Origin of the sequence: Pseudomonas sp. NPDC086566 (genome assembly GCF_050280885.1) — a bacterium.
Taxonomy (GTDB): domain Bacteria; phylum Pseudomonadota; class Gammaproteobacteria; order Pseudomonadales; family Pseudomonadaceae; genus Aquipseudomonas; species Aquipseudomonas vlassakiae.
Genome location: NZ_JBNNWD010000004.1, coordinates 68615 through 91252, shown reverse-complemented (window position 1 = coordinate 91252; position 22638 = coordinate 68615). Strand labels below are relative to the sequence as shown.

27 protein-coding genes are annotated in these 22638 nt (G+C 63.0%); 6 read left to right on the top strand and 21 right to left on the bottom strand.

The annotated features are described in order from the left end of the window. Positions 1-169 precede the first annotated feature (169 nt). Positions 170-1399, top strand: a complete 1230-nt coding sequence (gene serA / locus ACQKPS_RS10400) for a phosphoglycerate dehydrogenase (RefSeq protein ID WP_254482604.1) — start codon at positions 170-172, stop codon at positions 1397-1399. Between the two features lie 46 nt (positions 1400-1445). On the opposite strand, the gene ACQKPS_RS10395 is transcribed toward serA, so the two are convergent. Beyond that, the gene (locus tag ACQKPS_RS10395) at positions 1446-1922 is read right to left on the bottom strand and encodes a DUF4399 domain-containing protein (RefSeq protein ID WP_427603928.1); all 477 of its coding nucleotides are present in this window, start codon (positions 1920-1922) and stop codon (positions 1446-1448) included. 199 nt (positions 1923-2121) lie between these two features. On the opposite strand from ACQKPS_RS10395, the gene ACQKPS_RS10390 reads away from it, so the two are divergent. Beyond that, the gene (locus ACQKPS_RS10390; RefSeq protein ID WP_254482601.1) at positions 2122-2643 is read left to right on the top strand and encodes a substrate-binding periplasmic protein; all 522 of its coding nucleotides are present in this window, start codon (positions 2122-2124) and stop codon (positions 2641-2643) included. Here ACQKPS_RS10390 and ACQKPS_RS10385 read toward each other — a convergent pair. Both ACQKPS_RS10385 and ACQKPS_RS10380 read right to left on the bottom strand, forming a co-directional pair. Continuing rightward, a complete protein-coding gene (locus tag ACQKPS_RS10385; protein ID WP_254482599.1) occupies positions 2582-3091 on the bottom strand; it encodes a DUF523 domain-containing protein in 510 nt (169 codons plus the stop codon). The two genes, ACQKPS_RS10390 and ACQKPS_RS10385, sit on opposite strands and share 62 nt — an antisense overlap. Continuing rightward, on the bottom strand, positions 3078-3710 hold the full coding sequence (locus ACQKPS_RS10380) for a 2OG-Fe(II) oxygenase (RefSeq protein WP_254485513.1): 633 nt from the start codon (positions 3708-3710) through the stop codon (positions 3078-3080). The genes ACQKPS_RS10385 and ACQKPS_RS10380 overlap by 14 nt, the downstream gene beginning before the upstream one ends. A gap of 113 nt (positions 3711-3823) precedes the next feature. Here ACQKPS_RS10380 and ACQKPS_RS10375 point away from each other — a divergent pair, with 113 nt between their 5' ends. Beyond that, positions 3824-4576, top strand: a complete 753-nt coding sequence (locus ACQKPS_RS10375) for a DUF2059 domain-containing protein (RefSeq protein WP_427603926.1) — start codon at positions 3824-3826, stop codon at positions 4574-4576. Here the strand turns inward: ACQKPS_RS10375 and ACQKPS_RS10370 are convergent, their stop codons facing one another. After that, a complete protein-coding gene (locus ACQKPS_RS10370) occupies positions 4577-5503 on the bottom strand; it encodes an alpha/beta hydrolase (protein WP_427603924.1) in 927 nt (308 codons plus the stop codon). Positions 5504-5601: 98 nt separating this feature from the next. Between ACQKPS_RS10370 and ACQKPS_RS10365 the strand changes: the two genes are divergently transcribed. Next, positions 5602-6171: a DUF6436 domain-containing protein gene (locus ACQKPS_RS10365; protein WP_427603922.1), complete on the top strand. Its 570-nt coding sequence runs from the start codon at positions 5602-5604 to the stop codon at positions 6169-6171. Here ACQKPS_RS10365 and ACQKPS_RS10360 read toward each other — a convergent pair. Continuing rightward, a complete protein-coding gene (locus ACQKPS_RS10360; protein WP_427603921.1) occupies positions 6150-6716 on the bottom strand; it encodes a sugar O-acetyltransferase in 567 nt (188 codons plus the stop codon). The genes ACQKPS_RS10365 and ACQKPS_RS10360 overlap by 22 nt on opposite strands. A gap of 87 nt (positions 6717-6803) precedes the next feature. Between ACQKPS_RS10360 and ACQKPS_RS10355 the strand changes: the two genes are divergently transcribed. Then, entirely contained in the window at positions 6804-9161 is a 2358-nt protein-coding gene (locus tag ACQKPS_RS10355; RefSeq protein ID WP_427603919.1) for a penicillin acylase family protein, read from the top strand. 69 nt (positions 9162-9230) lie between these two features. Further along, entirely contained in the window at positions 9231-10049 is an 819-nt protein-coding gene (locus ACQKPS_RS10350) for an alpha/beta fold hydrolase (RefSeq protein WP_427603917.1), read from the top strand. Positions 10050-10110: 61 nt separating this feature from the next. On the opposite strand, the gene ACQKPS_RS10345 is transcribed toward ACQKPS_RS10350, so the two are convergent. The 16 genes from ACQKPS_RS10345 to oscA all read right to left on the bottom strand — a co-directional run bounded on the left by ACQKPS_RS10345 (position 10111) and on the right by oscA (position 22464). Then, positions 10111-10983 (bottom strand): transporter substrate-binding domain-containing protein, encoded by an 873-nt coding sequence (locus ACQKPS_RS10345; protein WP_427603915.1) that lies wholly within the window; start codon positions 10981-10983, stop codon positions 10111-10113. Next, a complete protein-coding gene (locus ACQKPS_RS10340) occupies positions 10980-11753 on the bottom strand; it encodes an amino acid ABC transporter ATP-binding protein (RefSeq protein WP_254482587.1) in 774 nt (257 codons plus the stop codon). Before ACQKPS_RS10340 ends, ACQKPS_RS10345 begins: the two co-directional genes overlap by 4 nt. Beyond that, positions 11750-12409 carry an amino acid ABC transporter permease gene (locus ACQKPS_RS10335; protein ID WP_427603912.1) on the bottom strand — a complete coding sequence of 220 codons (660 nt, stop codon included), beginning with the start codon at positions 12407-12409 and terminating at the stop codon, positions 11750-11752. Before ACQKPS_RS10335 ends, ACQKPS_RS10340 begins: the two co-directional genes overlap by 4 nt. Then, positions 12390-13055, bottom strand: a complete 666-nt coding sequence (locus ACQKPS_RS10330) for an amino acid ABC transporter permease (protein WP_427603910.1) — start codon at positions 13053-13055, stop codon at positions 12390-12392. The genes ACQKPS_RS10335 and ACQKPS_RS10330 overlap by 20 nt, the downstream gene beginning before the upstream one ends. A 166-nt stretch (positions 13056-13221) precedes the next feature. Then, on the bottom strand, positions 13222-13506 hold the full coding sequence (locus ACQKPS_RS10325) for a hypothetical protein (protein WP_427603908.1): 285 nt from the start codon (positions 13504-13506) through the stop codon (positions 13222-13224). Between the two features lie 15 nt (positions 13507-13521). Further along, entirely contained in the window at positions 13522-14307 is a 786-nt protein-coding gene (locus ACQKPS_RS10320) for a MetQ/NlpA family ABC transporter substrate-binding protein (protein WP_054885481.1), read from the bottom strand. Positions 14308-14481: 174 nt separating this feature from the next. After that, complete coding sequence (locus tag ACQKPS_RS10315; protein ID WP_427603906.1) at positions 14482-15312, bottom strand: sigma 54-interacting transcriptional regulator; 831 nt, start codon at positions 15310-15312, stop codon at positions 14482-14484. Positions 15313-15376: 64 nt separating this feature from the next. Further along, complete coding sequence (locus ACQKPS_RS10310) at positions 15377-15958, bottom strand: alpha/beta hydrolase (protein WP_427603904.1); 582 nt, start codon at positions 15956-15958, stop codon at positions 15377-15379. A 178-nt stretch (positions 15959-16136) separates the two neighbouring features. Then, positions 16137-16538 carry an ExbD/TolR family protein gene (locus tag ACQKPS_RS10305; protein ID WP_054885478.1) on the bottom strand — a complete coding sequence of 134 codons (402 nt, stop codon included), beginning with the start codon at positions 16536-16538 and terminating at the stop codon, positions 16137-16139. A gap of 1 nt (position 16539) precedes the next feature. Beyond that, positions 16540-17259, bottom strand: coding sequence for a MotA/TolQ/ExbB proton channel family protein (locus ACQKPS_RS10300; protein ID WP_054885477.1), 720 nt, complete (start codon positions 17257-17259; stop codon positions 16540-16542). Positions 17260-17289: 30 nt separating this feature from the next. Continuing rightward, positions 17290-18078: an energy transducer TonB gene (locus ACQKPS_RS10295; protein WP_254482582.1), complete on the bottom strand. Its 789-nt coding sequence runs from the start codon at positions 18076-18078 to the stop codon at positions 17290-17292. 332 nt (positions 18079-18410) lie between these two features. Further along, positions 18411-19400 carry a sulfate/molybdate ABC transporter ATP-binding protein gene (locus tag ACQKPS_RS10290; RefSeq protein WP_079230119.1) on the bottom strand — a complete coding sequence of 330 codons (990 nt, stop codon included), beginning with the start codon at positions 19398-19400 and terminating at the stop codon, positions 18411-18413. 3 nt (positions 19401-19403) lie between these two features. Further along, the gene (cysW, locus tag ACQKPS_RS10285) at positions 19404-20276 is read right to left on the bottom strand and encodes a sulfate ABC transporter permease subunit CysW (RefSeq protein ID WP_254482580.1); all 873 of its coding nucleotides are present in this window, start codon (positions 20274-20276) and stop codon (positions 19404-19406) included. A gap of 10 nt (positions 20277-20286) precedes the next feature. Further along, entirely contained in the window at positions 20287-21105 is an 819-nt protein-coding gene (gene cysT / locus ACQKPS_RS10280) for a sulfate ABC transporter permease subunit CysT (RefSeq protein WP_254482579.1), read from the bottom strand. 118 nt (positions 21106-21223) lie between these two features. Beyond that, the gene (locus ACQKPS_RS10275; protein WP_254482578.1) at positions 21224-22231 is read right to left on the bottom strand and encodes a sulfate ABC transporter substrate-binding protein; all 1008 of its coding nucleotides are present in this window, start codon (positions 22229-22231) and stop codon (positions 21224-21226) included. Positions 22232-22281: 50 nt separating this feature from the next. Next, a complete protein-coding gene (gene oscA / locus ACQKPS_RS10270) occupies positions 22282-22464 on the bottom strand; it encodes a sulfur starvation response protein OscA (protein ID WP_016712582.1) in 183 nt (60 codons plus the stop codon). Between the last annotated feature and the right edge of the window lie 174 nt (positions 22465-22638).

Here is a 22638-nt window from a genome sequence, read left to right as displayed (position 1 = left end):
CTGGAACTCTCGACTTATTCATAGTCACCCTGAGCACACTTCACCTGTCGGGATAAGCTCAGATTGTGTCGCGTATGCTAGCATAGCCCTCCCGCTGTTCATGCTAAGGCTGCCGTAGCGCCTGGCATCAGTCCTCGCCATTTTTTCTCCGGGATACAGGTTTACGCAGATGAGCAAGACTTCTCTCGACAAGAGCAAGATCCGGTTCCTTCTTCTTGAAGGTGTGCACCAGAACGCAGTCGATACCCTCAAGGCTGCCGGCTACACCAACATCGAATACCTCACCGGTTCATTGCCGGATGCCGAGCTGAAGGAAAAGATCGCCGATGCCCACTTCATCGGCATCCGCTCGCGCACCCAACTGACCGAAGAAATCTTCGACTGCGCCAAGAAACTGGTCGCCGTCGGCTGCTTCTGCATCGGCACCAACCAGGTCGACCTGGCAGCGGCCCGCGAGCGTGGCATCGCCGTGTTCAACGCCCCTTACTCCAACACCCGTTCGGTGGCCGAACTGGTGCTGGCCGAGGCCATCCTGCTGCTGCGCGGCATCCCTGAGAAGAACGCTTCCTGCCACCGTGGCGGCTGGATCAAGAGCGCGGCCAACTCGTTCGAGATCCGCGGCAAGAAGCTGGGCATCGTCGGCTACGGCTCGATCGGTACCCAACTGTCGGTCCTGGCAGAAAACCTGGGCATGCAAGTGTACTTCTACGACCCGCTGACCAAGCTGCCGCTGGGCAACGCTGTACAGGTCACCAGCCTCAACGAGCTGCTGGGCCTGGCCGACATCGTCTCGCTGCACGTGCCTGAGCTGCCGTCCACCCAGTGGATGATCGGCGAGAAAGAAATCCGTGCGATGAAGAAGGGCGCGATCCTGATCAACGCCGCCCGTGGCACCGTGGTCGAACTGGACCACCTGGCTGCTGCCATCAAGGACAAGCACCTGATCGGCGCCGCCATCGACGTGTTCCCGGTCGAGCCGCGCTCCAACGACGAAGAGTTCGAAAGCCCGCTGCGTGGCCTGGACAACGTGATCCTGACTCCGCACATCGGTGGCTCCACCGCAGAAGCCCAGGCCAACATCGGCCTGGAAGTCGCCGAGAAGCTGGTCAAGTACAGCGACAACGGCACTTCCGTTTCCTCGGTCAACTTCCCGGAAGTTGCTTTGCCAGCGCACCCAGGCAAGCACCGCCTACTGCACATCCACGAAAACATCCCGGGCGTGCTCAGCGAGATCAACAAGGTCTTCGCCGAGAACGGCATCAACATCTCCGGTCAGTTCCTGCAGACCAACGAGAAAGTCGGTTACGTGGTGATCGACGTTGACGCCGAGTACTCCGACCTGGCGCAAGAAAAGCTGCAACAGGTCAAAGGCACCATCCGTTCGCGCGTCCTGTTCTAAGGTCGCTGGCGGCAAGAAAAAGGGAGGCCCTGGTGGCCTCCCTTTTTTATTTCACTTCAACCGTGATCTTTTTCGATTCGACACTTGGCTTGAATGGCACGTGATATTGGTCACCCAGCACCAGTTGCAGGGTGTGCTTGCCGGGCGTCAAGGTGATGGTCGTTTCGGTTTGTGCCTTGCCGAAGTGCAGCACTTGCGGGCCGGCCGGCAACGCGGTACCGGCTGCCGGCATCAGGCTGGTCGGCAGCGGCAGGTCGGCCGCAGGCTCCTTGTCCACATCCACCAGCAGGTGATGGTGGCCGGTATGCGGGGTCTGGTCTCCCGCAGGCTTGAGCTCCATGCCCTCGATGCCGAACTTGACGGTGAACGTCGCGGCGACCTGCTCGCCATCCTTGGGGGAAAGGATGGAAACCTTGGCACCCGCGGGCGGCTCCTGGCTCTTCAAGGCATCAGCAGCGCTGGCGAACACCGAGACGCCCATCAGCAGACCGGCAACGGCAGCACGCGAAAAGAGGCTGTTCATTCACTTCTCCTGTGATTCACTCATTGACCGCTGCCCGTTAAACGAATGGCGGCGGTAGTTCACGATAGCCCACAAAGACAAATATTTCAGTTAGGGTTAAACCTCGCCAAGGCTTCAAGGTCATAGGCTGCGCTCGACCGCGACGGGGAAGAAAGTCGCGGCGAAAGTTACTCATCTGCTGAAGGAAAAGGGGCAATACATGCGTTCGACCATAGGCGTACTGCTGGCGGTACTGATCACGCCATTGGCTCAGGCCGAGCTGATAGATGAAATCGCCGACCGGGGCGAATTGCGCATTGCCGTGCAGGCCGATAACGCGCCGTATTCCTACAAGGACAAAGAAAGTGACCGCCTGACCGGCTTTGAAATCGAGTTCGGCCAGGACCTGGCCCGTGAGCTGGACCTACGTGTCGAGTTTATCGAGGCGACGGCAGCGGACGTGCTGCCAGGTGTGGAAAGCGGCAAGTACGACATCGCCCTGACCCCGTCGAACGAATCGCCCAAGGCAGATGGCCCGTTCGATGTGAGCCAGACATTCGGCGACAAGAAGCTGGTGATCCCCTTCCAGAAGGACAACCCGGCGTTCGAGAGCGCACTGAACAATGCCCTGCAAAGGCTCAAGGACAGTGGCCGCACAGCAGAGCTTGAGCAAAAGTGGTTCAAGGCCATGCAGGCAGGCGAGCCAGCGCCTGCTGCGCTTGTTCCAGCTCCAGCTCACTGAAGACCTGCACGCCCTCACGCCGCAGCAACGCCGTGGTCACCCCCTCGCCCGGCACCTTCACCCCACTGAAGGTGCCATCGTAGGTCAAGCGGTTGCCACACGAAGGGCTGCCCGCCTTCAGCACCGCCACCCGAATGCCATGCCGCCGCACCAGCGCCAGCGCCTGCCGAGCCCCGGCGAGAAATTCGGCAGTGACATCCTCGCCGGTCACCGTGACCACCTGCACTTCACCCGCGAGCACCTGCGAGCCCTGACCACCGGGGATCTCCGCCGGTGGCCGCGGCGTCGGCAAACCACCCGCCACCTCCGGGCACAAGGGCACCACACGCCCTTCAGCCTGCCACTGCTGCAACACATCGGGATGCCCGCTGGCCCGACCGTCATAGCGCACCGGCTGGCCCAGCAGGCAGGCGCTCACCAGCACCTTGGGCAGATCAGAACGGGTCATTGCCACGGCGCCTGAACCAGCCGGTCAACGACAGGCGCTCGCGCCTGGCCGGCAGCACTTCGTGCGGCACCTCACCGGAAAGGAATATCGCCAGGCAACCTGCCACCGGCTGCACATCGTGCTCGACATCGTCCGCCAGGAACATGCGCAGCTGCCCGCCGTCCTCCGGCTGCCAGTCTTCGTTCAGATAGAGCACCGCCGACACCATGCGCCGGTCATCGTCGCGGAAGCGGTCCAGATGCCGGCGATAGAACGCCCCCGGTGGATACAGGGCGAAGTGGCATTCGAAATCTTCCAGGCCCAGGAACAGGCCCTGGTTGATGGCTTGACGCAACTGGTCCATGGCCGCCAGGTACTGGTCGCAGGCCTCGGCCTGCCCGGGGTCGATCCACTGGATCTGGTCACCGCGAATGCTCTCGCGCACCTCCTGGGCATCACCGCGCCCGACGCCGGCCGGGTTGAGTTCGCCTTCGGCATCACGGCGCCGGCATTCGGCCGCCAGCGCGCGCACCAGGTCGGCAGGCAGGAAGAGCGCCTGCTGCGACCAGCCATGGGTGGCCAGGTCGTCGACGACGGCCGCAAGCATCGGGTTTTCAGGGGAGTTGTGCATGGCGCGCATCATATCCATTCGCCCTGTCGGCGCACAGCGCCACTTGGCTGAGAAGCGTTCGGATTACTCGACAAAACGGCGCCGGGCCTAGGACAATAGCCACCTGCCGACAGGAGTCCTGAATGCACCGTCTGTTTTCCCTGCTTCTGCTGATGATCTGCACCGTGCCTGTCTGGGCAGACAGCCTTGATCAACTGTACAAGGCTGCCGGCTGGCCCGACCAGCGCGCCCATTTTTCCGATGCCGTGAGCGCGGCCCAGCAGCGCTACCGCAACAGCCTGCCGCCTGCGGTCTACCAGGCGCTGGTCAACAACAGCAACCAGCGCTTCCAGGCCCAGGCGATGGACAACCGTGCCTTGGCCAAACTGCGCAGTACGTTGCCCAACCCGACCCCGGCGCTGGCCTTCTTCCAGTCGCCGCTGGGGCGCAAGATTGTCGCCGCCGAGTTGCTGGCCACGCGCAAGGACCAGCTGGCCAAGAACGCCAAGGGCCTGCCGAAGATGCAGGCCAGCGACAATCGCATGCTGGTCATAGGCCACCTGGCCCAGGCCCTGCCAGCCCGCGAGGCCGGCGCCGAAGTCAGCCTGGCGATTGCCGGGGTGGCCGCCGACAGCCTGAGCTCGATGATCCCCGGCCTGTTCGGCGCCAGCCAGGCCCAGAGCCTGCTCGACGGCCAGCGCCAGCGTCTTATGGGACAGATCGGCGAAGACCTGAACAACACCCTGCTCTACGTCTACCGCGACCTGTCCGACGACGAGCTGGAAGAATTCGCTACCTTCGCCGAGTCGCCAGACGGCAAGGCTTATTACCAGGCCGCCGTGGCTGCGGTGCGTGCCGGCCTGGCGGTGGGCCAGAACAGCGCCGACCTCAAATGATCAGCCCAGGCGCTGCTCGATGAAATCGAAGTAGCGCTGGCGAATGTCCGGCAGCTCGTTGGCCAGGTGATGGCGAGCTTCGGGCAACAACAGGATCTGTGGCTCGCTGAACTTGGCCTTGAGCACTTCGAGGTTGTAGGGCCAATCCACCGTACCATCCGCTTCGCCCTGCACGATCAACGGCCGTCGCGCGCAATGCGGCGCCGCCTCGATACGCCTGACCCAGGCAATCAACGCGCCGACCCAGGCGGTGGGCAGCCGCCGCGGTTGCAGCGGGTCGGCCTCGAGAAAGGGCAGGAAAGTCGGGTCGTTGGTGTTCTCGCTGAAGCGCCGCTCGATGCCGTTGACGAAGTGGCGCAATACCCGATAACTGAATTTCGACCAGCGCCAGGACCGGGGCCGCACCAGCGGCGCCAGCAGGATCACCTCACCATCGATGGGACTGCGCTCGCCTTCGTTCAGCAAGTGATCGACAGCGATGGCGCCACCTGTGCTCTGCCCGCACAGGTGCCAGGGCCGTGGCAGATCAAGGCCACGCGCCTGTTCGAACAAGGCGCCCAGCACTTGCTGGTAGACCGCGAAATCACTGACGCTGGCGCGCTCGCCGCTGGACAGGCCGTGGCCTGGCAGGTCACAGCTGATCACTGCGTAACCGCGCTTCAGCGCCCACTCGATCACATGCCGATAGAGGCCCATGTGGTCGTAATAGCCGTGTAGCAGGAACAGCGTCGCGACCGGTTTTTCAGGCAACCACACCTGCCCGACCAGCTCGAACCCCGCCGTCTGGAAACCGCCCAGCCAGCTCTGCGCCGGCAGGTTCAGGCCATAGAAGCGTTGATAGTCCTGAGCCTGCGTGGACAACGGCTGGCGGTTGGCCAACGGCGCGAGGCTGGCACGCAGGAGGTCGGGGTCAAAAGCAGCGGGCATCGGGTACATCCAAGGCGGAGCGAGTATTGATCTGGGATATTCAGCTCTGGCCGGCGTCGTGGCAAGCTTGCTCACCTCGAACAGCACCACCGGCCTTCATGAAGACTCGACTCATCAAACAGCTATGCGCAGCAATCGCCCTGCTGATCGGCGTGGCCGTGCTCTGGCAGGCCTACGCCACCTTCCAGTCCCGCTACCTGCGCCCGTTCGACAACCAGACCACGCTGTTCGACGGCAGCCAGCTGCAACTGCCCGCCGAACTCGCCGGCCCCGGCCCGATCCGCGTGGTGCACTTCTGGGACCCTGCCTGCCCGTGCAACGTCGGCAACCAGCAGCACCTGGGCGACCTGATGACCCAGTTCGCAGGTCAGGGCGTGACCTTCCACGTCGCGCAGAAGGCTGGCAGCCACGGCCAGCTACCCGCCAACCTCGCCAGCCTGCAACCCATCGACCACTTGCCCGGCAGCGGACAGCTGCCCGCCTCCCCCGCCGTGGCCATCTGGGACCGCCAGGGGAACCTGGCCTACTTCGGCCCTTACAGCGAAGGTGCGGTGTGCAACGCCAGCAACAGTTTCATCGAGCCGATCATCAAGGCGCTGCTGGACGGCCGCAAAGTCAGCGCCTCCAATACTCTGGCGCTGGGCTGTTATTGCCCCTGGTCCGGCTGACGCACCCGCGCCGGGTTACCCACCACCGTCACCCCCGCTGGTACATCACGGGTCACCACGCTGCCAGCTCCAATCACGGCGTTGTCACCAATGGTCACCCCCGGCAGGATGACCGCCGCGCCGCCGATCCACACGTTGTTGCCAATGCTCACCGGTCGGCCGCTTTCCAGCCCGCTACGGCGGACTTCGGGGTCGAGTGGGTGGTCGGCCGTATAGATCTGCACGTTGGGGCCGATCTGGCAGTCTTCGCCGATGCGCACCGGCACCACGTCGAGGATCACGCAGTTGAAGTTCATGAACGTATTGCGCCCGACGCTGATGTTGTAGCCGTAGTCGCAATAGAACGGCGGGCGGATCACCGTACCTTCGCCGACATGGCCGAAGTGCTCGGCCAGCAGGCCGTTGCGCGCGTCGTTGAGCAGCTCGACGCTGTTGTTGTAGCGGTGCATCCAGTGCTTGTTGGCAATCTGCTCGGCCTGCAGCTCGGGGCAGCCGGCGTGGTAGAGCTGGCCACTGAGCATTTTCTGTTTTTCGCTGAGGGACATGGAAACTCCTTTGAGAGGGCTATGCTCTGTTCGCGAATCCGTCGATGATCGGACCACAGTTTCCCTTCGAATGCACAAGGAGTTTCGATGAAGCGCAGCCTGACCCTGTTGGCCGTGGTCGTTGCAGTGGCGGCGGGCGCCGGTTACTGGTACGTGCACGGCAAGCAGCCGCAGCGTGAAGGCGAAGTGGCAATGGCCGGGCTGCAAGGCCCGGTCAGCGTGCGCTACGACGCCCGCGGCGTGCCTCATCTGCAAGCACAGAGCGAAGCGGACCTGTACCGCGCCCTGGGCTACGTGCATGCCCAGGACCGCTTGTTCCAGATGGAGATCATGCGCCGCCTGGCCCGTGGCGAGCTGGCCGAAGTGCTGGGCAGCAAGCTGCTGCCCACCGATACGCTGTTCCGCAGCTTGCGCATCCGCGAGCAGGCTGCGCTGATGGCTCGGCGCCAGAACCACCAGTCACCCGCCTGGCAAGCCTTGCTGGCCTATCTCGATGGCGTCAACGCCTGGCAGGCCAGCCACCCCAGACCGATGGAATTCGACCTGATCGGCATCACGCCACGGCCGTTCACCGCCGAAGACACCCTGAGCATTGCTGGCTACCTGGCCTACAGCTTCGCCGCAGCGTTTCGCACCGAACCTGCGCTGACCTACATCCGCGACCAGCTCGGCCCGCCATACCTGAACATCTTCGACCTCGACTGGCAGCCACAAGGCGCCATGGGCACGCCACTGGCAGCGGCGGACTGGCAAAGCCTCGAAGCCGTGGCCCGCGTCAGCCATGAAGCGCTGGTCGAAGCCGGCATCCCGCAGTTCGAAGGCAGCAATGCCTGGGCCGTTTCCGGCAGCCGCACCCGCAGCGGCAAACCCTTGCTGGCCGGCGACCCGCACATCAGTTTTGCCGTGCCCGCCGTCTGGTACGAGGCCGAACTTTCGGCGCCCGGCTTCAACCTGTACGGCTACTTCCAGGCGCTCAACCCGTTCGCGATGCTGGGCCACAACCGTGACTTCGGCTGGAGCCTGACCATGTTCCAGAACGATGACGTCGACCTGATCGCGGAAAAGACCAACCCTGCCAACGCCGACCAGGTGATGATCGACGGCCAGTGGCAAACGCTGGAAAAGACCGAACAGCAGATTGCAGTCAAAGGCGAACAGCCCGTCACCCTCAACCTGCGCCGCTCCCCCCACGGGCCAATCGTCAACGACGTCCTCGGCACCACGGCCGGGGCCACGCCGATTGCCATGTGGTGGGCGTTCCTCGAAACCGAAAACCCGATCCTCGAAGGCTTCTACCAGCTCAACCGCGCCGACACCCTGGCAAAGATGCGCGAGGCGACCGCCAGGGTGCAGGCGCCGGGGCTGAATTTCGTCTGGGCCAATGCCCGTGGCGATATCGGCTGGTGGGCGGCGGCGAAGTTGCCGATTCGCCCGGACGGGGTGAACCCGGCGTTCATCCTCGACGGCGCCAGCAGCCAGGCCGACAAGCACGGTTTCTACCCGTTCAGCGTCAACCCTCAACAGGAAAACCCGGCCAGCGGCTATATCGTCTCGGCCAACTACCAGCCTCCGGCCGTTGTGCCGATACCGGGCTACTACAACCTCGCCGACCGCGGCCGTCAGCTCGACCGCCAGCTGGCCAACCCGGAGGTGAAATGGGACATGCAAAACAGCCAGGCGCTGCAACTCGATACGGCCAGCGATTACGGCCCGCGCACCTTGGCACCGGTGCTGGCGACGTTGCGTCAGATCGCCCAGGGTGACGAGGAAAAAGAACTGGTCGAGCAGCTGGCCGCCTGGCGCGGCGACTATCCGCTGGACTCCACCAGTGCCACGTTGTTCAACCAGTTCCTCTACGAGCTGGCCTATGCCGCGTTGCATGACGAACTGGGCGACACCTGGTTCCCGGTGCTGATCAGTACCCGCGCCATCGATGCTGCGCTGCCGCGCCTGGCCGCCGACGCCGATTCACCCTGGTGGAATACCCGCGGCAGCAACCAGCGCACTGACCGCACCGCCATCGTCCGCGTGGCCTGGCAGAAGAGCCTTGCCCACTTGCGCGACACCCTCGGCCAAGACCCGGCCAGCTGGCAGTGGGGCAAGGCCCATACCCTGACCCACAACCATCCACTGGGCTCGAAAAAACCGCTGAACCTGCTGTTCAATGTCGGCCCGTTTGCCGCCCCCGGCACCCATGAGGTGCCGAACAACCTGTCAGCGAAGATCGGCCCGGCGCCGTGGCCGGTGACCTACGGGCCATCGACCCGGCGCCTGATCGATTTCGCCGATGCCGGGCAGGCACTGACCAGTAACCCGGTCGGGCAGAGCGGAGTATTGTTCGACAAGCACTACGCGGATCAAGCCGAGGGATATGTGGAGGGGAAATATCAGCGGGCGCAAATGGGCGTGATCCCGGCACAGAGCACCCTCAGGCTGGTGCCATGACATCAAGGTGTAACTGCTCTGGCGCGGCATATCGAATACCCTGTAAAACCCTCAGCCGAGAACCCATCCATGCAAAAAAACTACATCGAAATCGACGGCGCCCGCATGAGCTACGTCGACCAGGGCCAAGGCTTCCCGGTGCTGCTCGGCCACAGCTACCTGTGGTCGGCCGAGATGTGGCAGCCGCAGATCGAGGCACTGTCTGAGCATTTCCGCGTCATCGTCCCCGAGCTCTGGGGCCATGGCGGCTCCGATGCGCCGCCCGCCACTACCACCGACATGAGCGCCCTGGCCCGCCAGCACCTGGCCTTGCTGGACGCGCTGGACATCCCCCAGTGCCACCTGGTCGGCCTGTCTGTCGGCGGCATGTGGGGCGCGCAGCTGGCCATCGAACACCCCGAGCGGGTCGACCGCCTGGTGCTGATGGACACCTACCTCGGCGCCGAGCCAGAGGCGACCCGGCTGAAGTATTTTGGTTTGCTGGATGCTGCGAGTGCGGCGGGGTCGTTTCCGGAGCCATTGCTGGACATCGTCGTGCCGATCTTCTTCCATGCCGGCGGGCAGACCGTGCCCGAAGTGCGCGACGGCTTCCGGGCGGCGTTGAAGGCCAGCAGTGCCGAGGTGATTCGCAACAGCCTCGACCCGATGGGGCGGGTGATCTTCGGGCGGCCCGACCTGCTGGCGCGGCTGGGTGAGCTGGAGGGTTCGCGGACCATCGTGGTCTGTGGCGACCAGGACATTCCGCGGCCGCCTGAAGAGTCCAACGAAATGGCGCGGATCATTGGCTGCCTGGCGGCGCAGATTCCCTTTGCCGGGCACATCTCCAGCCTGGAGAACCCGCAGGTGGTGAATGAGTTCTTGTTGAATTGGCTGCCGCGCAAGGCTTGATATTGCTGCGGCCGCTGTGGGAGCGGGCGCGCCCGCTCCCACAGCGGCCACGATTATCCGGTCAACCCTGCCACTTGCCGCCTTCGACGATCACGCTTTCCGGCTTGGTGTCATCGCTCAGTTCCTTGCGCACATACTGGTCATACAGTTTCAGCAGAAACTTCTCCTTCCCCAGTTTGGCCAGCTCGGCATTCACCCAGTCGCGCAGCTCGGTATTGCCCTTCTTCACCGCTGGCGCAATGGGCGCTTCCTCACCCAGCAACTGCGGCAGCACACGGTAGCCCGGGTTCTGCTTGGCCCAGCTGAACAGGATCAGGTTGTCCTGGGCATAGGCATCGCCACGGCCATTGGCCAGCGCTTGCAACGACTCGCTGTTCTTCTCGAACTTGAGCAGTTTCCAGTCCGGGTGGTGCTTGGTCAGCCAGATATCGGCCGTGGTGCCCGTGGTGACGATGATGGTCTTGTCCGCCAGGTCATCGAGCTTCTGCACCGGGCTGCCGTCGGCCACGATGGCCTGCACGGCCACGCGCAGGTTGGGGTTGGTGAAGTCCACCGCCTCCTTGCGTTCCGGGGTCACGGTCATGTTGGCGAGAATCAGGTCGACCTTGTCGCTCTGCAGGAACGGAATGCGGCTGGCCGGCTCCACGGCGACGAACTCCACCTTGTTCTCGTCGCCCAGCAGGTCCTTGGCCAGGCGCCGGCCGATGTCGGTGTCGAAGCCGACGTAGCGGCCACTTGCGTCGACGAAACCGAACGGCGGCTTGTCGGTGAATACGCCAACGATGAGCTTGTCGCGGGCCTTGATGGTTTCCAGGTAGCTGGTGGCCGGCGATGCGGCAGCTGGCTTGGGCGGTTCCTCGGCCTTGTTGCAACCGGCCAGCAGGGCCAGGCCGAACAAGGGCGCCAGCAGTTTGGTAAGCGGGGCAGTTTTCATGACAATTCCTTTTTCATTGTCTTCGGCAGGCTTTCGACAAAAGAGAATTTGTCCAGGAACTGCTGCGCGCGTGCGGTCCGCGGTTGGCTGAAGAAGCTCTCGGGGTCGCTCTGTTCAAGGATCCTGCCGGCCTCCATGAACACGATGCGGTCGGCCACCGCGCGAGCGAAGGCCATTTCGTGGGTAACGATGAGCAGGGTCATGCCGTCGCGGGCCAGGCCCTGGATCACCTGCAGCACTTCCTTGACCATTTCCGGGTCGAGCGCTGCGGTGACTTCATCGAACAGCATCACCTGCGGGTTCATGCACAGCGAGCGGACGATGGCGATGCGCTGCTGCTGGCCGCCGGACAACTGCCGTGGGTAGGCGTCACGCTTGTCCAGCAGGCCGACCCGCGCCAGCAGTGCTTCAGCCTGGGCCTGGGCTTCGGCGCGTTCACGCTTCTGCACCTTGAGCGGGCCGAGCAGCAGGTTGTCCATCACACTCATGTGGCCGAACAGGTGATAGCTCTGGAACACCATGCCCACCCGCTGGCGTACCTGCCGCCAGTCGGTTGCAGGGGTCAGCAGCTCTTCACCCTCCAGCAGCAGGTGCCCGCCATGGGCCTCTTCCAGGCCATTGAGGCAACGCAGCAAGGTGCTCTTGCCGCAGCCGCTGGGGCCGAGAATTACCACCACCTCGCCAGTGCGCACCTTGAGGTCGACGTTATTCAGCACCTGGTGCGAGCCGAAATACTTGTTGAAACCCTGGAATTCGATCAGTGCGGTCATGTGTGGGCCCAGCGACGCTCCAGCACGCGCGAGGCGGCGGACAGCGGATAGCAGACGAGGAAAAAGAACAGGAACAGCACGGCGTAGATCAGCAGCGACTCGTAGGTGCGCTCGATGATCTGCTGGCCGGCCTTGATCACTTCGACCACGCCGATCAGCACCGCCAGCGAGCTGGTCTTGATGATCCGCGTGTAGATGTTGATGGTCGGTGGCGTCATGCGCTTGAGGGCCTGGGGCAGCAGCACGTAGCCGTAAAGCTGGCCAGTAGAAAGCCCGATCGACAGCCCGGCCTCGCGTTGCCCACGCGGCAGCGATTGCAACGCCCCACGCACCACCTCGCCGACCTCGCTGGCACCCCACAGGCCCAGCACCAGTACCGCGCACCAGAAGCTGGGAATGCTCAGGGCAAAGAAGATCGGCAAACCGAAGAACACCAGGTACAGCCAGACCAGCACCGGGATCGCCCGAAACAGCTCCAGGTACACCTGCAAGGCGATGTTCAGCAGGCGGTTGCCCAGGGTGGCCAGCGTGCCGTACAGCACACCACCGAGCGTTGCGAAGACAATCCCCAGCGCCGAAATGGCCAACGTTTGCGCCGCCCCCTTGGCCAGCAGCGGCAAGGACGTCAGCAGCAGCTCAATTGCCGAACTGGCCATGTTGCAGCCTCCTTTCCAGGTAGCGCAGCAGCAGCGACAGCGGCAGGAACAGCAGTACGCAGAGCAGCGTCAGCACCGCGAGCATCTCGTAGGTCTTGTAGTACAGGGCGATGTAGCTCTTGGTGGTGTAGAGGATTTCAGGCACCGCCACGGCCGAGACCACGGTGGTTTCCTTGAGCAGGAAGACGAAGTTGGCGAACAGTGCCGGCAGGCTGAGGATGCCAGCCTGGGGCAGGACCACGTGGCGCAGCAGCTGGCCTTCCGACAGCCCGATGGAGCGGCCCGATTCCAGCTGCGCACGTGGCACGGCCTCGACACCGGCACGCAGCACCTCGGTGAGGTAGGCACCGCCCATGAAGGTCATGGTGATGATCGCTGCGGCAAAACCGGAGATCTTCAGGCCCAGGCTCGGCAACGCGAAGTAGACGAAGAACAGCTGGATCAGCAAGGGGGTGTTACGCGCCAGTTCCACATAGCCTTTGACCACGTGCCGCAGGTAAGGCGTGCGTAGCACCAGGACCGTGGCATTGAGCAGCGCCACCAGCAGCGAGGTGGCGATGGCGATCAGCCCGACCTGCAAGGTCACGCCGACCGCCTTGAAGAAGGCTGGCAATGTGCTAAGAATGAACGCGGTGTCGAAGGTCATGGATTGTGCCTCGACATCCGGTGTGCGAAGTACGACATAGGGAAGTCTGAACGATGCGCCATGCGCGATCAGTAGACTCTAAAGGCATAAAAATCTTTTTATAAATATCTTTATTGCATATATATATCACGCCTTGGGCTATCGAAACTTTTCTGTATCACGCCTTTCAAACAGCTTCAGACAGCACGGCCATCTCCACAAGGACGACAACGATGAATAGCCCCTGCTCACCTGACTCGAACGAACAATTGCTGTGGCTGCTGGCATTGCGCCGGGCCTTGGGTGGATTGCCTTCGGCATAAGCCTGTCCTGGCCTCTTCGCGGGTAAACCCGCTCCCACCGGCAACGCCATACCTGTGGGAGCGGGTTTACCCGCGAAGAGGCCAGAGGCCAACTCAACCTTCCCCAGCCACAAACAAAAATGCCGACGCAGATGCGTCGGCATTTTCATGCACCGATCAAACCATCAGAACGCAGGCAGTACCGCACCCTGGTATTTCTTGGCGATGAATTCCTTCACCTCAGGGCTGGTCAGCGCCTTGGCCAACTTCTGGATAGCCTCGCTGTTCTTGTTGTCCGGGCGGGCCACCAGGAAGTTCACGTACGGCGAGTCGCTGCCCTCGATCACCAGCGCGTCCTTGGCCGGGTTCAGGCCGGCTTCAAGGGCGTAGTTGGTATTGATCATGTCCAGGTCGACCTGGTCCAGCACGCGCGGCAGCATGGCCGACTCAAGCTCGCGGAACTTGAGTTTCTTCGGGTTCTCGGCGATGTCTTTGGGGGTCGCCAGGGCATTCTTCGGGTCTTTCAGGGTGATCAGGCCAGCCTTCTGCAGCAGCAGCAGGGCGCGGCCGCTGTTGCTGCCCTCGTTCGGGATGGCAACGCTGGCGCCTTCTTTCAGCTCGCTCAGGCTCTTGACCTTTTTCGAGTAACCACCGAATGGCTCGACGTGCACGCCAATCACGGTTTCAAGGTGGGTGCCCTTGCCTTCGTTGAAGTTCTGCAGGTATGGCAGGGTCTGGAAGTAGTTGGCGTCCAGACGCTTCTGGTCAACTTGCACGTTCGGCTGCACGTAGTCGGTGAAGACCTTGATCTGCAGGTCCACACCTTCCTTGGCCAGGGTCGGCTTGATCAGCTCGAGGATCTCGGCGTGCGGTACCGGGGTCGCGGCAACCACCAGTTTCTCGGCAGCGGATGCCAGGCCAGCGAACGACAGCGCGGCGGCCAGGGCAGTGGTCAGCAGGGTCTTCTTCATGGTGTTCCTTATTCTGTATCTGGGCCATCGCGGATGGCGAAGTCGGGTGCCCAACCGTTTCATCGGCGGGCGTGAGGCGGACAATACCGAGATTTTTTATGCCGTAACAATATCTTTTAATTAGCTGCTTATTCCAAAAACAAAATGCCACTATCCGATTTGCTTATTGCTCGTTTAGGGTGCGGGGTTGGGCAGGTCGAGGTCTTCCGGCAGCAGCTCGTCACCCTCGTTCACCAGCAGGGCGAAGTGGATCACGTTCTCCAGCTCGCGGGTGTTGCCCGGCCAGGCATGCGCTTCCAGCACCCGCTGCGCGGCCTCGCTGATGAGTGCCAGTGGTCGCTGCAGGCGCACGCTGTAGATACCCACGAAATACTCGGCCAATGGCAGGATATCGCCCGGCCGCTCGCGCAGCGGTGGCAGCTCAAGCGCGCCTTCGCGCAGGTACTGGTACAGGCGCTCGTTGAATCGCCCGGCCTTTACCACCCGCGCCAGGTCGATGCTGGTCGCGGCGACCAGGCGCACATCCACCGGCTGTGGTTGCTGCGCGCCGACACGGGTGACCTCGCGGTTTTCCAACGCTGCCAGCAGCTTGCCCTGGATCGCCAAGGGCAGGTCGGCGATCTCGTCCAGGTACAAGGTGCCGCCATTGGCCGAACCGAACCAGCCGGCGCGGCTGCTGGCCGTGCCGCCCTGGCTGCCGGCGCTGTAGCCGAACAGCTCGGCGTCGGCGTAGGTCGGGCTGATGCCTGCGCAGTTGACCGAGACGAACAGGCCCGGCCGGTCACTGGCCCGATGGATCTGCCGTGCCAGCAATTCCTTGCCGGTACCGGTTTCGCCGCGGATCAGCACCGGTACCGGTTGCGGCGCCAGCTGCTCCAGGGTCTGGCGCAACTGCTGCGAGCGCGGGTCGATGAACACCAGCGCCTTGGCACGGATGCTCAAGGGACTCTTGTCCAGTTCAGGGAAGGTCAGCAGCGGCTGGCCGAACGGGTTTTGTACAGTCATGGCAGACTCCCGCCCCAGGCCATCGTGGCCGGGCGTCAGGCAAACGGTAAACGGTCGGGGCCGATCAGGCGCGTTGCAGTGCGCGCTGCTCGACCCGGCTTTGCAGGCGATACAGGTAGGCGAAGCCTTGTTCCCAGCGCTCGTGGCCGGACTTCACGTTGATGTGCCCGGCATTGCTCAGCAGGCCCGCCTCGGCGCCCCAGGCCTGAGCCAGGTACAAGGCACGTGGCACGCTCACTGCCGGATCGTTGTCCGAGCTGACCACCTGGCTGGGGAACGGTAGCGTCTGCAGCGGGATCGGCGCGAAGTTGCGCAAGGCCGACGAGCATGTGGGCCGCTCGACATCTGCCGGCGCCACCAGCAACGCGCCGCGTACGCGGCGCAGCAGGGCCGGGCTGGCGTGTGCGGCCCAGTGAGCGACGGTGATGCAGCCGAGGCTATGAGCGATGAGAATCACCGGCGAGCGTTCGGCGGCAATCGCCTGCTCCAGCGCCTGCACCCAATCACGGCGCTGTGGGGTGAGCCAGTCATGCTGCTCGACACGGGCGCTGTTGGGCAGCGTGCGCTGCCAGTGACTCTGCCAATGGTTGTCTGGCGATCCTTGCCAGCCCGGCACAATCAGGTAACGAATTGACTCATTGCGCATGGGGACGCCTCCAGTAAGTTTGCGTGCTTGGGAACCAGTATAGGGAGGCATTTATATTCGTAAAGGAATAAGAAGCTATTTATTAATAACCAGAACATAGCTTGGATAACAGGCAAAAAAAGGGGCCAACCCCTGCCAAGAGATATGGCCCTTAAGCACTTGCCTGAAGAATATGAGACTACCGTGCAGTTATTACCGCCAGCTTGCTGATCCCGGCGCGCTCGATCGCAGCCATGGCCCGCGCCACTTCGCCATAGTTCACGCCGTCATCGGCCTGCAGCTGCACACGCACGTCGGCGTCCTTGTCCTTGGCCGCCTTGAGGTTGCTTTCCAGCAGGTCCGGCTGGATCTCGTCCTTGTTGATGAACAGCTTGCCACCCCCATCGATGCTCACCACCAACGGGTCCTTCTGCTCCACTGGCGCCACGGCCTCGGTCTTGGGCAGGTTGATCGGGATGGCGTTGGTCAGCAGCGGCGCGGTGACGATGAACACCACCAGCAGTACCAGCATGACGTCCACCAGCGGCGTGACGTTGATTTCACTGAGGACTTCGTCGCTATCCTGGGTCGAAAAGGCCATGTCAGGACGCCTCCTTCACCGGCTGGGTGAAGCCACCCTGGGCCTTGTGCACAGCCGGGTGCACCAGCACGCGGAAGGCACTCTTCTGCGCCAGGCTGTAGAAGTCGTGAGCGAAGTCATCGAGGTCGGCCGCCGTCAGCTTGAGGCGACGCAGGAAGTAGTTGTAGACCAGAACCGCCGGCACCGCGACGGCGATACCCACACCGGTGGCGACCAGCGCCGCGCCGATCGGCCCGGCCACGGTTTCGAGGCTGGCGGAGCCGGCCGCGCTGATGCCCTTGAGCGCTTCCATGATGCCCCACACGGTGCCAAACAGGCCGATGAAAGGCGAGGTGCTGCCGATACTGGCGACCACTGCCAAGCCGGTTTCCAGAGAGCGACGCTCACGCACGATCTGCTGGCGCAGGGCGCGTTCGAGGCGGTCCTGGTGGTTGATGGCGTGGCTCAGGTCATTGGCGTGCGCTTCACCGACCGCAATCGCCGCATAACCGGACTGGGCGACACGCGCGGCCGGGCCTGGCAGCTCGTGGCTGATTTCCGCCGCCGAGTCGAGGCTCGATGCGGCCCAGAATTGCTGGTGGAAGCGCTTGTCCTGATTCTTCAGCCGTACGAACTGCACGATCTTGACCAGGGCCAGGCCCCAGGTGACGACGGAAAAACCGACCAGCAGCCAGATGACTGCACTTTCAACGGATTCGAGGGGGGATGCCAGCAGGCTCATGATGATGTCTTCCTGTGTTCTGCGAAAAAGTTAGCGAAGCTTGAAATCGATCGGCACGCTGACCCAGCCGGCCTGGGCCACATCGCCCTGCTTGGCGGGAACGAAGCTCCAGCGCTTGACCGCGGCCAGGGCGGCGGCGTCGAGGGCATCGCGGCCGCTGCTCTGCTGGATCTGGATCTGCCCCGGCTTGCCGCTGGGCAGTACCTCGACGCGCAGCAGCACGGTGCCTTCCCAACCACGGCGCAGGGCCATCTGCGGGTACTCCGGCGCAGGGTTCTTCAGGTACGCGGCGTTGGCAGACGGCGGCGTGACCGGGGCCGGCGCGGGTGGCGCAGGGGGTGCCGGAGCAGCAACCGGAGCAGGCGGTGGCGCCTCGACCGGCTTGGGTTGTGGCTTGGGCGGTTGCTTGGCAACTGGCTTGGGCACCGGTTTAGGCTTGGGCTTGGGCTTGGCGGCCAGCTCGTCGATCGCTGGTGGGGGTGGCTCGACCACTGGCGGGGCAGGCGCAGGTGGCGGCGGCTCCACGACCGGCGGTGCGGGCGCGGCGAACTCGATGGTCATGGGCGGAATCTGGGGCGGCACCACGGGCAGCGTGGGCGTGGGAGCCTGGCTGACCCAGTACGCGGCGGCACCGTGCAAGGCCAGTACCAGCAGGCCCAGCGCCAGCTTGTCCCGGCGCTTGAGGCCGCTGACGGGGGTGCGTTGCAGGCGCAGCTGGCCCAGAGGCAGGCGAAGCGTCCGTCCAAGGTCGACCAGGTCACCCGGGCTCGGGCGCCATGGCTGGTCGTAGGCCCTGACGGCCGACTGGACATTACCCATTGATCAAACTCCTGGGGTTCTTGATTCAGGTGTGTGGCTGAATCATCGCGGCCAGGGGCTTATCTCTTAAAGTAATGTTTAAAATTAAAGTTAGTTGCTTTGGGAATATAGATTTTATGGGGATCGCTCTAGGCCGCGGGATTCGCGGGGTGTGGGTTTATTGCGATCGGGCTATGCTTTGCAGGCATATGAAATATTCGTGCAAGGCATCAGATTACTGCGAGCGCTATGCGCTCGATCGCGGTTGAACCCGCTCCCACTGGGACCGCGTCAGGTTGGCGCCCAAAAAAGAACCCGGGACCATGCCCGGGTTCTTTTTTGCTCAAAGCGACTCAGATATCCGCCACCTTCTGCCAGACCTTCGGCCGGAAGAACAGCGTTTCGCCACGCGCCAGCCCGGTCAGGCTGTCGTGGTCCTTGACCACTTCGGCCTCGATCAGCTCGCTCTGCCCTTCCACCTTCAAGGTCACCCGGGTGGTCGCGCCCAGCGGGCGGATATCGCGCACTTCGGCCGCATGGTGACCCTCGGTCTCATGCCGCGACAGCGACACTTCGTGCGGGCGGAACAACACATGGTGGCCCTCGCTCAAGGCCAGGCGGTTGGAGTCGCCGAGGAAGTGGTAGACGAAATCGTTCGCTGGCTGCTCGTACACCTCGCCCGGCGAACCGATCTGCTCGATCACGCCCTTGTTCATCACCACGATGCGGTCAGCCACTTCCATGGCCTCTTCCTGGTCATGGGTGACGAATACCGAGGTCAGGTTGATGTCCTCGTGCAGCCGCGCCAGCCAGCGGCGCAGCTCCTTGCGCACCTTGGCGTCGAGCGCCCCGAACGGCTCGTCCAGCAGCAGCACCTTGGGCTCCACTGCCAGTGCGCGGGCCAGGGCGATACGCTGGCGCTGGCCACCGGACAGCTGCTCGGGGTAGCGGTCGGACAGCCAGTCGAGCTGCACCATGTTCAGCAGTTCGTGGACTTTCTCGGCAATCTTGCTTTCGCTCGGGCGCTCGCCCTTGGGCTTCATGCGCAGGCCGAAGGCGACGTTGTCGAACACGCTCATGTGGCGGAACAGCGCGTAGTGCTGGAACACGAAGCCGACGTTGCGATCACGCACGTCGTGGCCGGACACGTCCTCGCCATGGAATACGATGTTGCCCTGGTCCGGGGTCTCCAGGCCGGCGATGATCCGCAGCAGGGTGGTCTTGCCGCAGCCGGACGGGCCAAGCAGGGCCACCAGCTCGCCGCTGTTGATGTCCAGGTTGATAGCGTTCAGGGCCTGGAAGCTGTTGAAGCGCTTGCTGACGTTACGAACTTCGATCGACATGAATCATTCCTCCGCGGCGCTGTGGCGCAGGCGGTTAATACGGTTCTCGCTCCACTGCTTGAGCAGCAGGATGAAGAGCGCCAGGATCAGCAACAGGCTGGCCACGCTGAAGGCCGCGACGTGGTTGTACTCGTTGTAGAGGATCTCCACGTGCAGCGGCAAGGTATTGGTCACGCCTCGGATATGGCCCGAAACCACCGACACTGCGCCAAACTCGCCCATGGCCCGCGCGGTGCACAGCACCACGCCGTAGATCAGGCCCCATTTGATGTTCGGCAGGGTCACATGCCAGAACATCTGCCAGCCGTTGGCACCGAGCAGGCGCGCGGCCTCCTCCTCTTGCGTGCCCTGTTCCTGCATCAGCGGGATGAGCTCACGGGCGACGAACGGCACGGTGACGAAAATGGTCGCCAGCACGATGCCCGGCAGGGCGAACACGATCTGGATGTCATGGTCCTGCAGCCATGGGCCGAAAAGGCCCTGGGCACCGAACATCAGCACGTAGACCAGGCCGGCGATCACCGGCGACACCGAGAACGGCAGGTCGATCAACGTCACCAGGATACTCTTGCCGCGAAAGCTGTACTTGCTCACGCACCACGCGGCGCTGACACCGAACACCAGGTTCAGCGGCACCGAAACGACCACGGCGAGCAAGGTGAGCTTGAGCGCCGACAAGGCATCAGGCTCCAGGATCGCCTCGACGAAGGTGCCGAAGCCATTCTTCAGCGCCTGCGACACCACGATCACCAAGGGCAGCAGCAGGAACAGCGCGAACACCAGCCAGCCAAGGCCGATCAGCACGCGCCGCGAGGTGGCGCTGCCACGTCGCGCAGCATTGGCGGCAGCGCTTGCACTCAGGGTTGAACCAGACATGCGGCCTCCTTCAAGGGGTTTCGATGCGGCGCTGCAGCAGGTTGATCAGCAGCAGCAGGATGAAGGAAACCACCAGCATCAACACGCCGATGGACGTGGCGCCGGTGTAGTCGTACTGGTCGAGCTTGACCATGATCAGCAGCGGCAGGATCTCGGTCTTCATCGGCATGTTGCCGGCAATGAAGATTACCGAACCGTACTCGCCAACACCGCGCGCGAAGGCCAGGGCGAAACCGGTGAGCCAGGCGGGCAACAGCGCCGGCGCGAGGATATGGCGGAACACCTGTAACGGCTTCGCACCCAGGCATGCTGCGGCCTCTTCCACTTCACGCGGGATGTCGGCCAGCACTGGCTGCACCGTGCGCACCACGAACGGCAGGGTAACGAAAGTCAGCGCCAGGGTGATGCCCAGCGGCGTGTAGGCGATCTTGAAACCGAGGTCGGTGGCGAACTGGCCAACCCAGCCCGCAGGCGCGTACAGGGCGGTCAGGGCAATACCGGCAACGGCGGTGGGCAGGGCGAACGGCAGGTCGATCATCGCATCGATGATCTTGCGCCCCGGAAACGTATAGCGCACCAGCACCCAGGCCAGCAGGGTACCGATCACTCCGTTGATGATGGCGGCGAACAGGGCGGTGCCGAAACTCAATTGCAGCGCGGCGATCACCCGCGGCGCACTGATGACGTTCCAGAACTGCTCCCAGGTGAGCTGCGCGGCATGCACGAACATGGCCGCCAGCGGTATCAGCACAATCAGGCTGAGGTACACCAAGGTGTAGCCCAGCGTCAGCCCGAAGCCGGGTATGACGGGGGAAATGCGACGTGACATAAATATCCCTGGTTGAACGCACGAAGCCCGGAAACAATTCCGGGCCGTGCAGGCTTCTGAATCCTGGGGCTGCTACGCAGCCCTTTCGCGGCTGAAGGCCGCTCCTACAGTGACCGCGTTACTGTGCCTGATAGATCTGGTCGAAGACACCGCCATCATTGAAGAACTTCGGTTGTGCAGTCTTCCAGCCACCGAAGTCCTTGTCGATGGTCACCAGGTCCAGTTTCGGGAACTGCTTGCCGAATTCGGCAGCGACTTTCTCGTCACGCGGGCGGTAGAAGTTTTCGGCGGCAATCTTCTGCCCGGCCGGGCTGTACAGGTGCTTGAGGTATTCAGTGGCAATCTCGGTGTTGCCCTTCTTCTCGGCGTTCTTGTCGACCACCGCCACCGGCGGCTCGGCAAGGATCGACAGCGACGGCACGACGATGTCGAACTTGTCGGCGCCCCCGTCTTCCTTGAGCGCCAGGAAGGCTTCGTTTTCCCAGGCCAGCAGCACGTCTCCCTGACCGTTGTTGACGAAGGTGATGGTCGAGCCGCGGGCACCGGTGTCCAGCACTGGCACGTGCTTGAACAGCTCTTGCACGTAGGCTTTGGCCTTCTCTTCACTGCCGCCGGTCTTCAGGCCGTAGGCCCAGGCGGCGAGGAAGTTCCAGCGGGCGCCACCGGACGTTTTCGGGTTGGGCGTGATGACCGACACGTCCTTCTTGATCAGGTCGCCCCAGTCCTTGATACCTTTCGGGTTGCCCTTGCGCACCAGGAACACGATGGTCGAGGTGTACGGAGTGCTGGCGTCCGGCAGGCGCTTCTGCCAATCCTCAGGCAAGGTCTTGCCGAGTTTGGCGACTTCGTCGATGTCACCGGCCAGGGCCAGGGTCACCACGTCGGCGCGCAGGCCATCGATCACCGCACGAGCCTGTTTGCCCGAGCCGCCATGGGATTGCTGGATCTTCACCTTGTCGCCCGGATGGGCCTGTTGCCAGTGCTTGATGAATTCGGCGTTGTACTGTTGGTACAGCTCACGGGTCGGGTCATAGGACACGTTCAGCAGTTCGTAGTCCTTGGCGATGGCGGAACCGGCAAAAACAGCACTGGCCAGGGCGGCAAGCGCATAACGGCGGATGGACATGGTGAAGCTCCCGATTGGCATTTTTCTAGTTTTGGATGTTGTGGCGCGAATCAGCCGGCCTTGTTGCCTGGCTGTTGCAGGCGGAACTTCTCCTTGCGCTCGATCTGCACGACCTGAGCGTTGTGCACGGTGATTTCCACCGCACCGAAACGCAGGTCGCGCAAGGCGCTCTGGATCTCACGCAGAATGGTGGCTTCGTCCTGACCGTCGATGCTACGCAGCGATGCACTCATGCTCGTTCTCCTTGGAATGAGGGTGCCGGGCATGGATGTGAAGGGGTTCATTGCCTGGCTTGAGGGCAATAGTAGTGAGGCGGGATTATTCTTAAAAATACTGTTTAAGAATGTTTATATAACCAAATTCAAGTGATGATCTTGAGGGCGAGAAAATACCTCTGTGGGAGCGGG

Coding starts and splice junctions, on each gene's coding strand:
- ACQKPS_RS10300 (WP_054885477.1), bottom strand. CDS start 17,259: ATGAGCCTGCTGGCATCCCCCCTCGAATCCGTTGAAAGTGCAGTCATC.
- ACQKPS_RS10345 (WP_427603915.1), bottom strand. CDS start 10,983: ATGAAAACTGCCCCGCTTACCAAACTGCTGGCGCCCTTGTTCGGCCTG.
- ACQKPS_RS10335 (WP_427603912.1), bottom strand. CDS start 12,409: ATGGCCAGTTCGGCAATTGAGCTGCTGCTGACGTCCTTGCCGCTGCTG.
- ACQKPS_RS10315 (WP_427603906.1), bottom strand. CDS start 15,312: ATGACTGTACAAAACCCGTTCGGCCAGCCGCTGCTGACCTTCCCTGAA.
- ACQKPS_RS10375 (WP_427603926.1), top strand. CDS start 3,824: ATGCACCGTCTGTTTTCCCTGCTTCTGCTGATGATCTGCACCGTGCCT.
- ACQKPS_RS10360 (WP_427603921.1), bottom strand. CDS start 6,716: ATGTCCCTCAGCGAAAAACAGAAAATGCTCAGTGGCCAGCTCTACCAC.
- ACQKPS_RS10340 (WP_254482587.1), bottom strand. CDS start 11,753: ATGACCGCACTGATCGAATTCCAGGGTTTCAACAAGTATTTCGGCTCG.
- ACQKPS_RS10330 (WP_427603910.1), bottom strand. CDS start 13,055: ATGACCTTCGACACCGCGTTCATTCTTAGCACATTGCCAGCCTTCTTC.
- ACQKPS_RS10305 (WP_054885478.1), bottom strand. CDS start 16,538: ATGGCCTTTTCGACCCAGGATAGCGACGAAGTCCTCAGTGAAATCAAC.
- ACQKPS_RS10380 (WP_254485513.1), bottom strand. CDS start 3,710: ATGCGCGCCATGCACAACTCCCCTGAAAACCCGATGCTTGCGGCCGTC.
- ACQKPS_RS10310 (WP_427603904.1), bottom strand. CDS start 15,958: ATGCGCAATGAGTCAATTCGTTACCTGATTGTGCCGGGCTGGCAAGGA.
- ACQKPS_RS10290 (WP_079230119.1), bottom strand. CDS start 19,400: ATGTCGATCGAAGTTCGTAACGTCAGCAAGCGCTTCAACAGCTTCCAG.
- ACQKPS_RS10320 (WP_054885481.1), bottom strand. CDS start 14,307: ATGAAGAAGACCCTGCTGACCACTGCCCTGGCCGCCGCGCTGTCGTTC.
- ACQKPS_RS10355 (WP_427603919.1), top strand. CDS start 6,804: ATGAAGCGCAGCCTGACCCTGTTGGCCGTGGTCGTTGCAGTGGCGGCG.
- ACQKPS_RS10295 (WP_254482582.1), bottom strand. CDS start 18,078: ATGGGTAATGTCCAGTCGGCCGTCAGGGCCTACGACCAGCCATGGCGC.
- ACQKPS_RS10385 (WP_254482599.1), bottom strand. CDS start 3,091: ATGACCCGTTCTGATCTGCCCAAGGTGCTGGTGAGCGCCTGCCTGCTG.
- ACQKPS_RS10350 (WP_427603917.1), top strand. CDS start 9,231: ATGCAAAAAAACTACATCGAAATCGACGGCGCCCGCATGAGCTACGTC.
- cysW (WP_254482580.1), bottom strand. CDS start 20,276: ATGTCTGGTTCAACCCTGAGTGCAAGCGCTGCCGCCAATGCTGCGCGA.
- ACQKPS_RS10275 (WP_254482578.1), bottom strand. CDS start 22,231: ATGTCCATCCGCCGTTATGCGCTTGCCGCCCTGGCCAGTGCTGTTTTT.
- ACQKPS_RS10395 (WP_427603928.1), bottom strand. CDS start 1,922: ATGAACAGCCTCTTTTCGCGTGCTGCCGTTGCCGGTCTGCTGATGGGC.
- cysT (WP_254482579.1), bottom strand. CDS start 21,105: ATGTCACGTCGCATTTCCCCCGTCATACCCGGCTTCGGGCTGACGCTG.
- serA (WP_254482604.1), top strand. CDS start 170: ATGAGCAAGACTTCTCTCGACAAGAGCAAGATCCGGTTCCTTCTTCTT.
- oscA (WP_016712582.1), bottom strand. CDS start 22,464: ATGAGTGCATCGCTGCGTAGCATCGACGGTCAGGACGAAGCCACCATT.
- ACQKPS_RS10365 (WP_427603922.1), top strand. CDS start 5,602: ATGAAGACTCGACTCATCAAACAGCTATGCGCAGCAATCGCCCTGCTG.
- ACQKPS_RS10325 (WP_427603908.1), bottom strand. CDS start 13,506: ATGAAAATGCCGACGCATCTGCGTCGGCATTTTTGTTTGTGGCTGGGG.
- ACQKPS_RS10370 (WP_427603924.1), bottom strand. CDS start 5,503: ATGCCCGCTGCTTTTGACCCCGACCTCCTGCGTGCCAGCCTCGCGCCG.
- ACQKPS_RS10390 (WP_254482601.1), top strand. CDS start 2,122: ATGCGTTCGACCATAGGCGTACTGCTGGCGGTACTGATCACGCCATTG.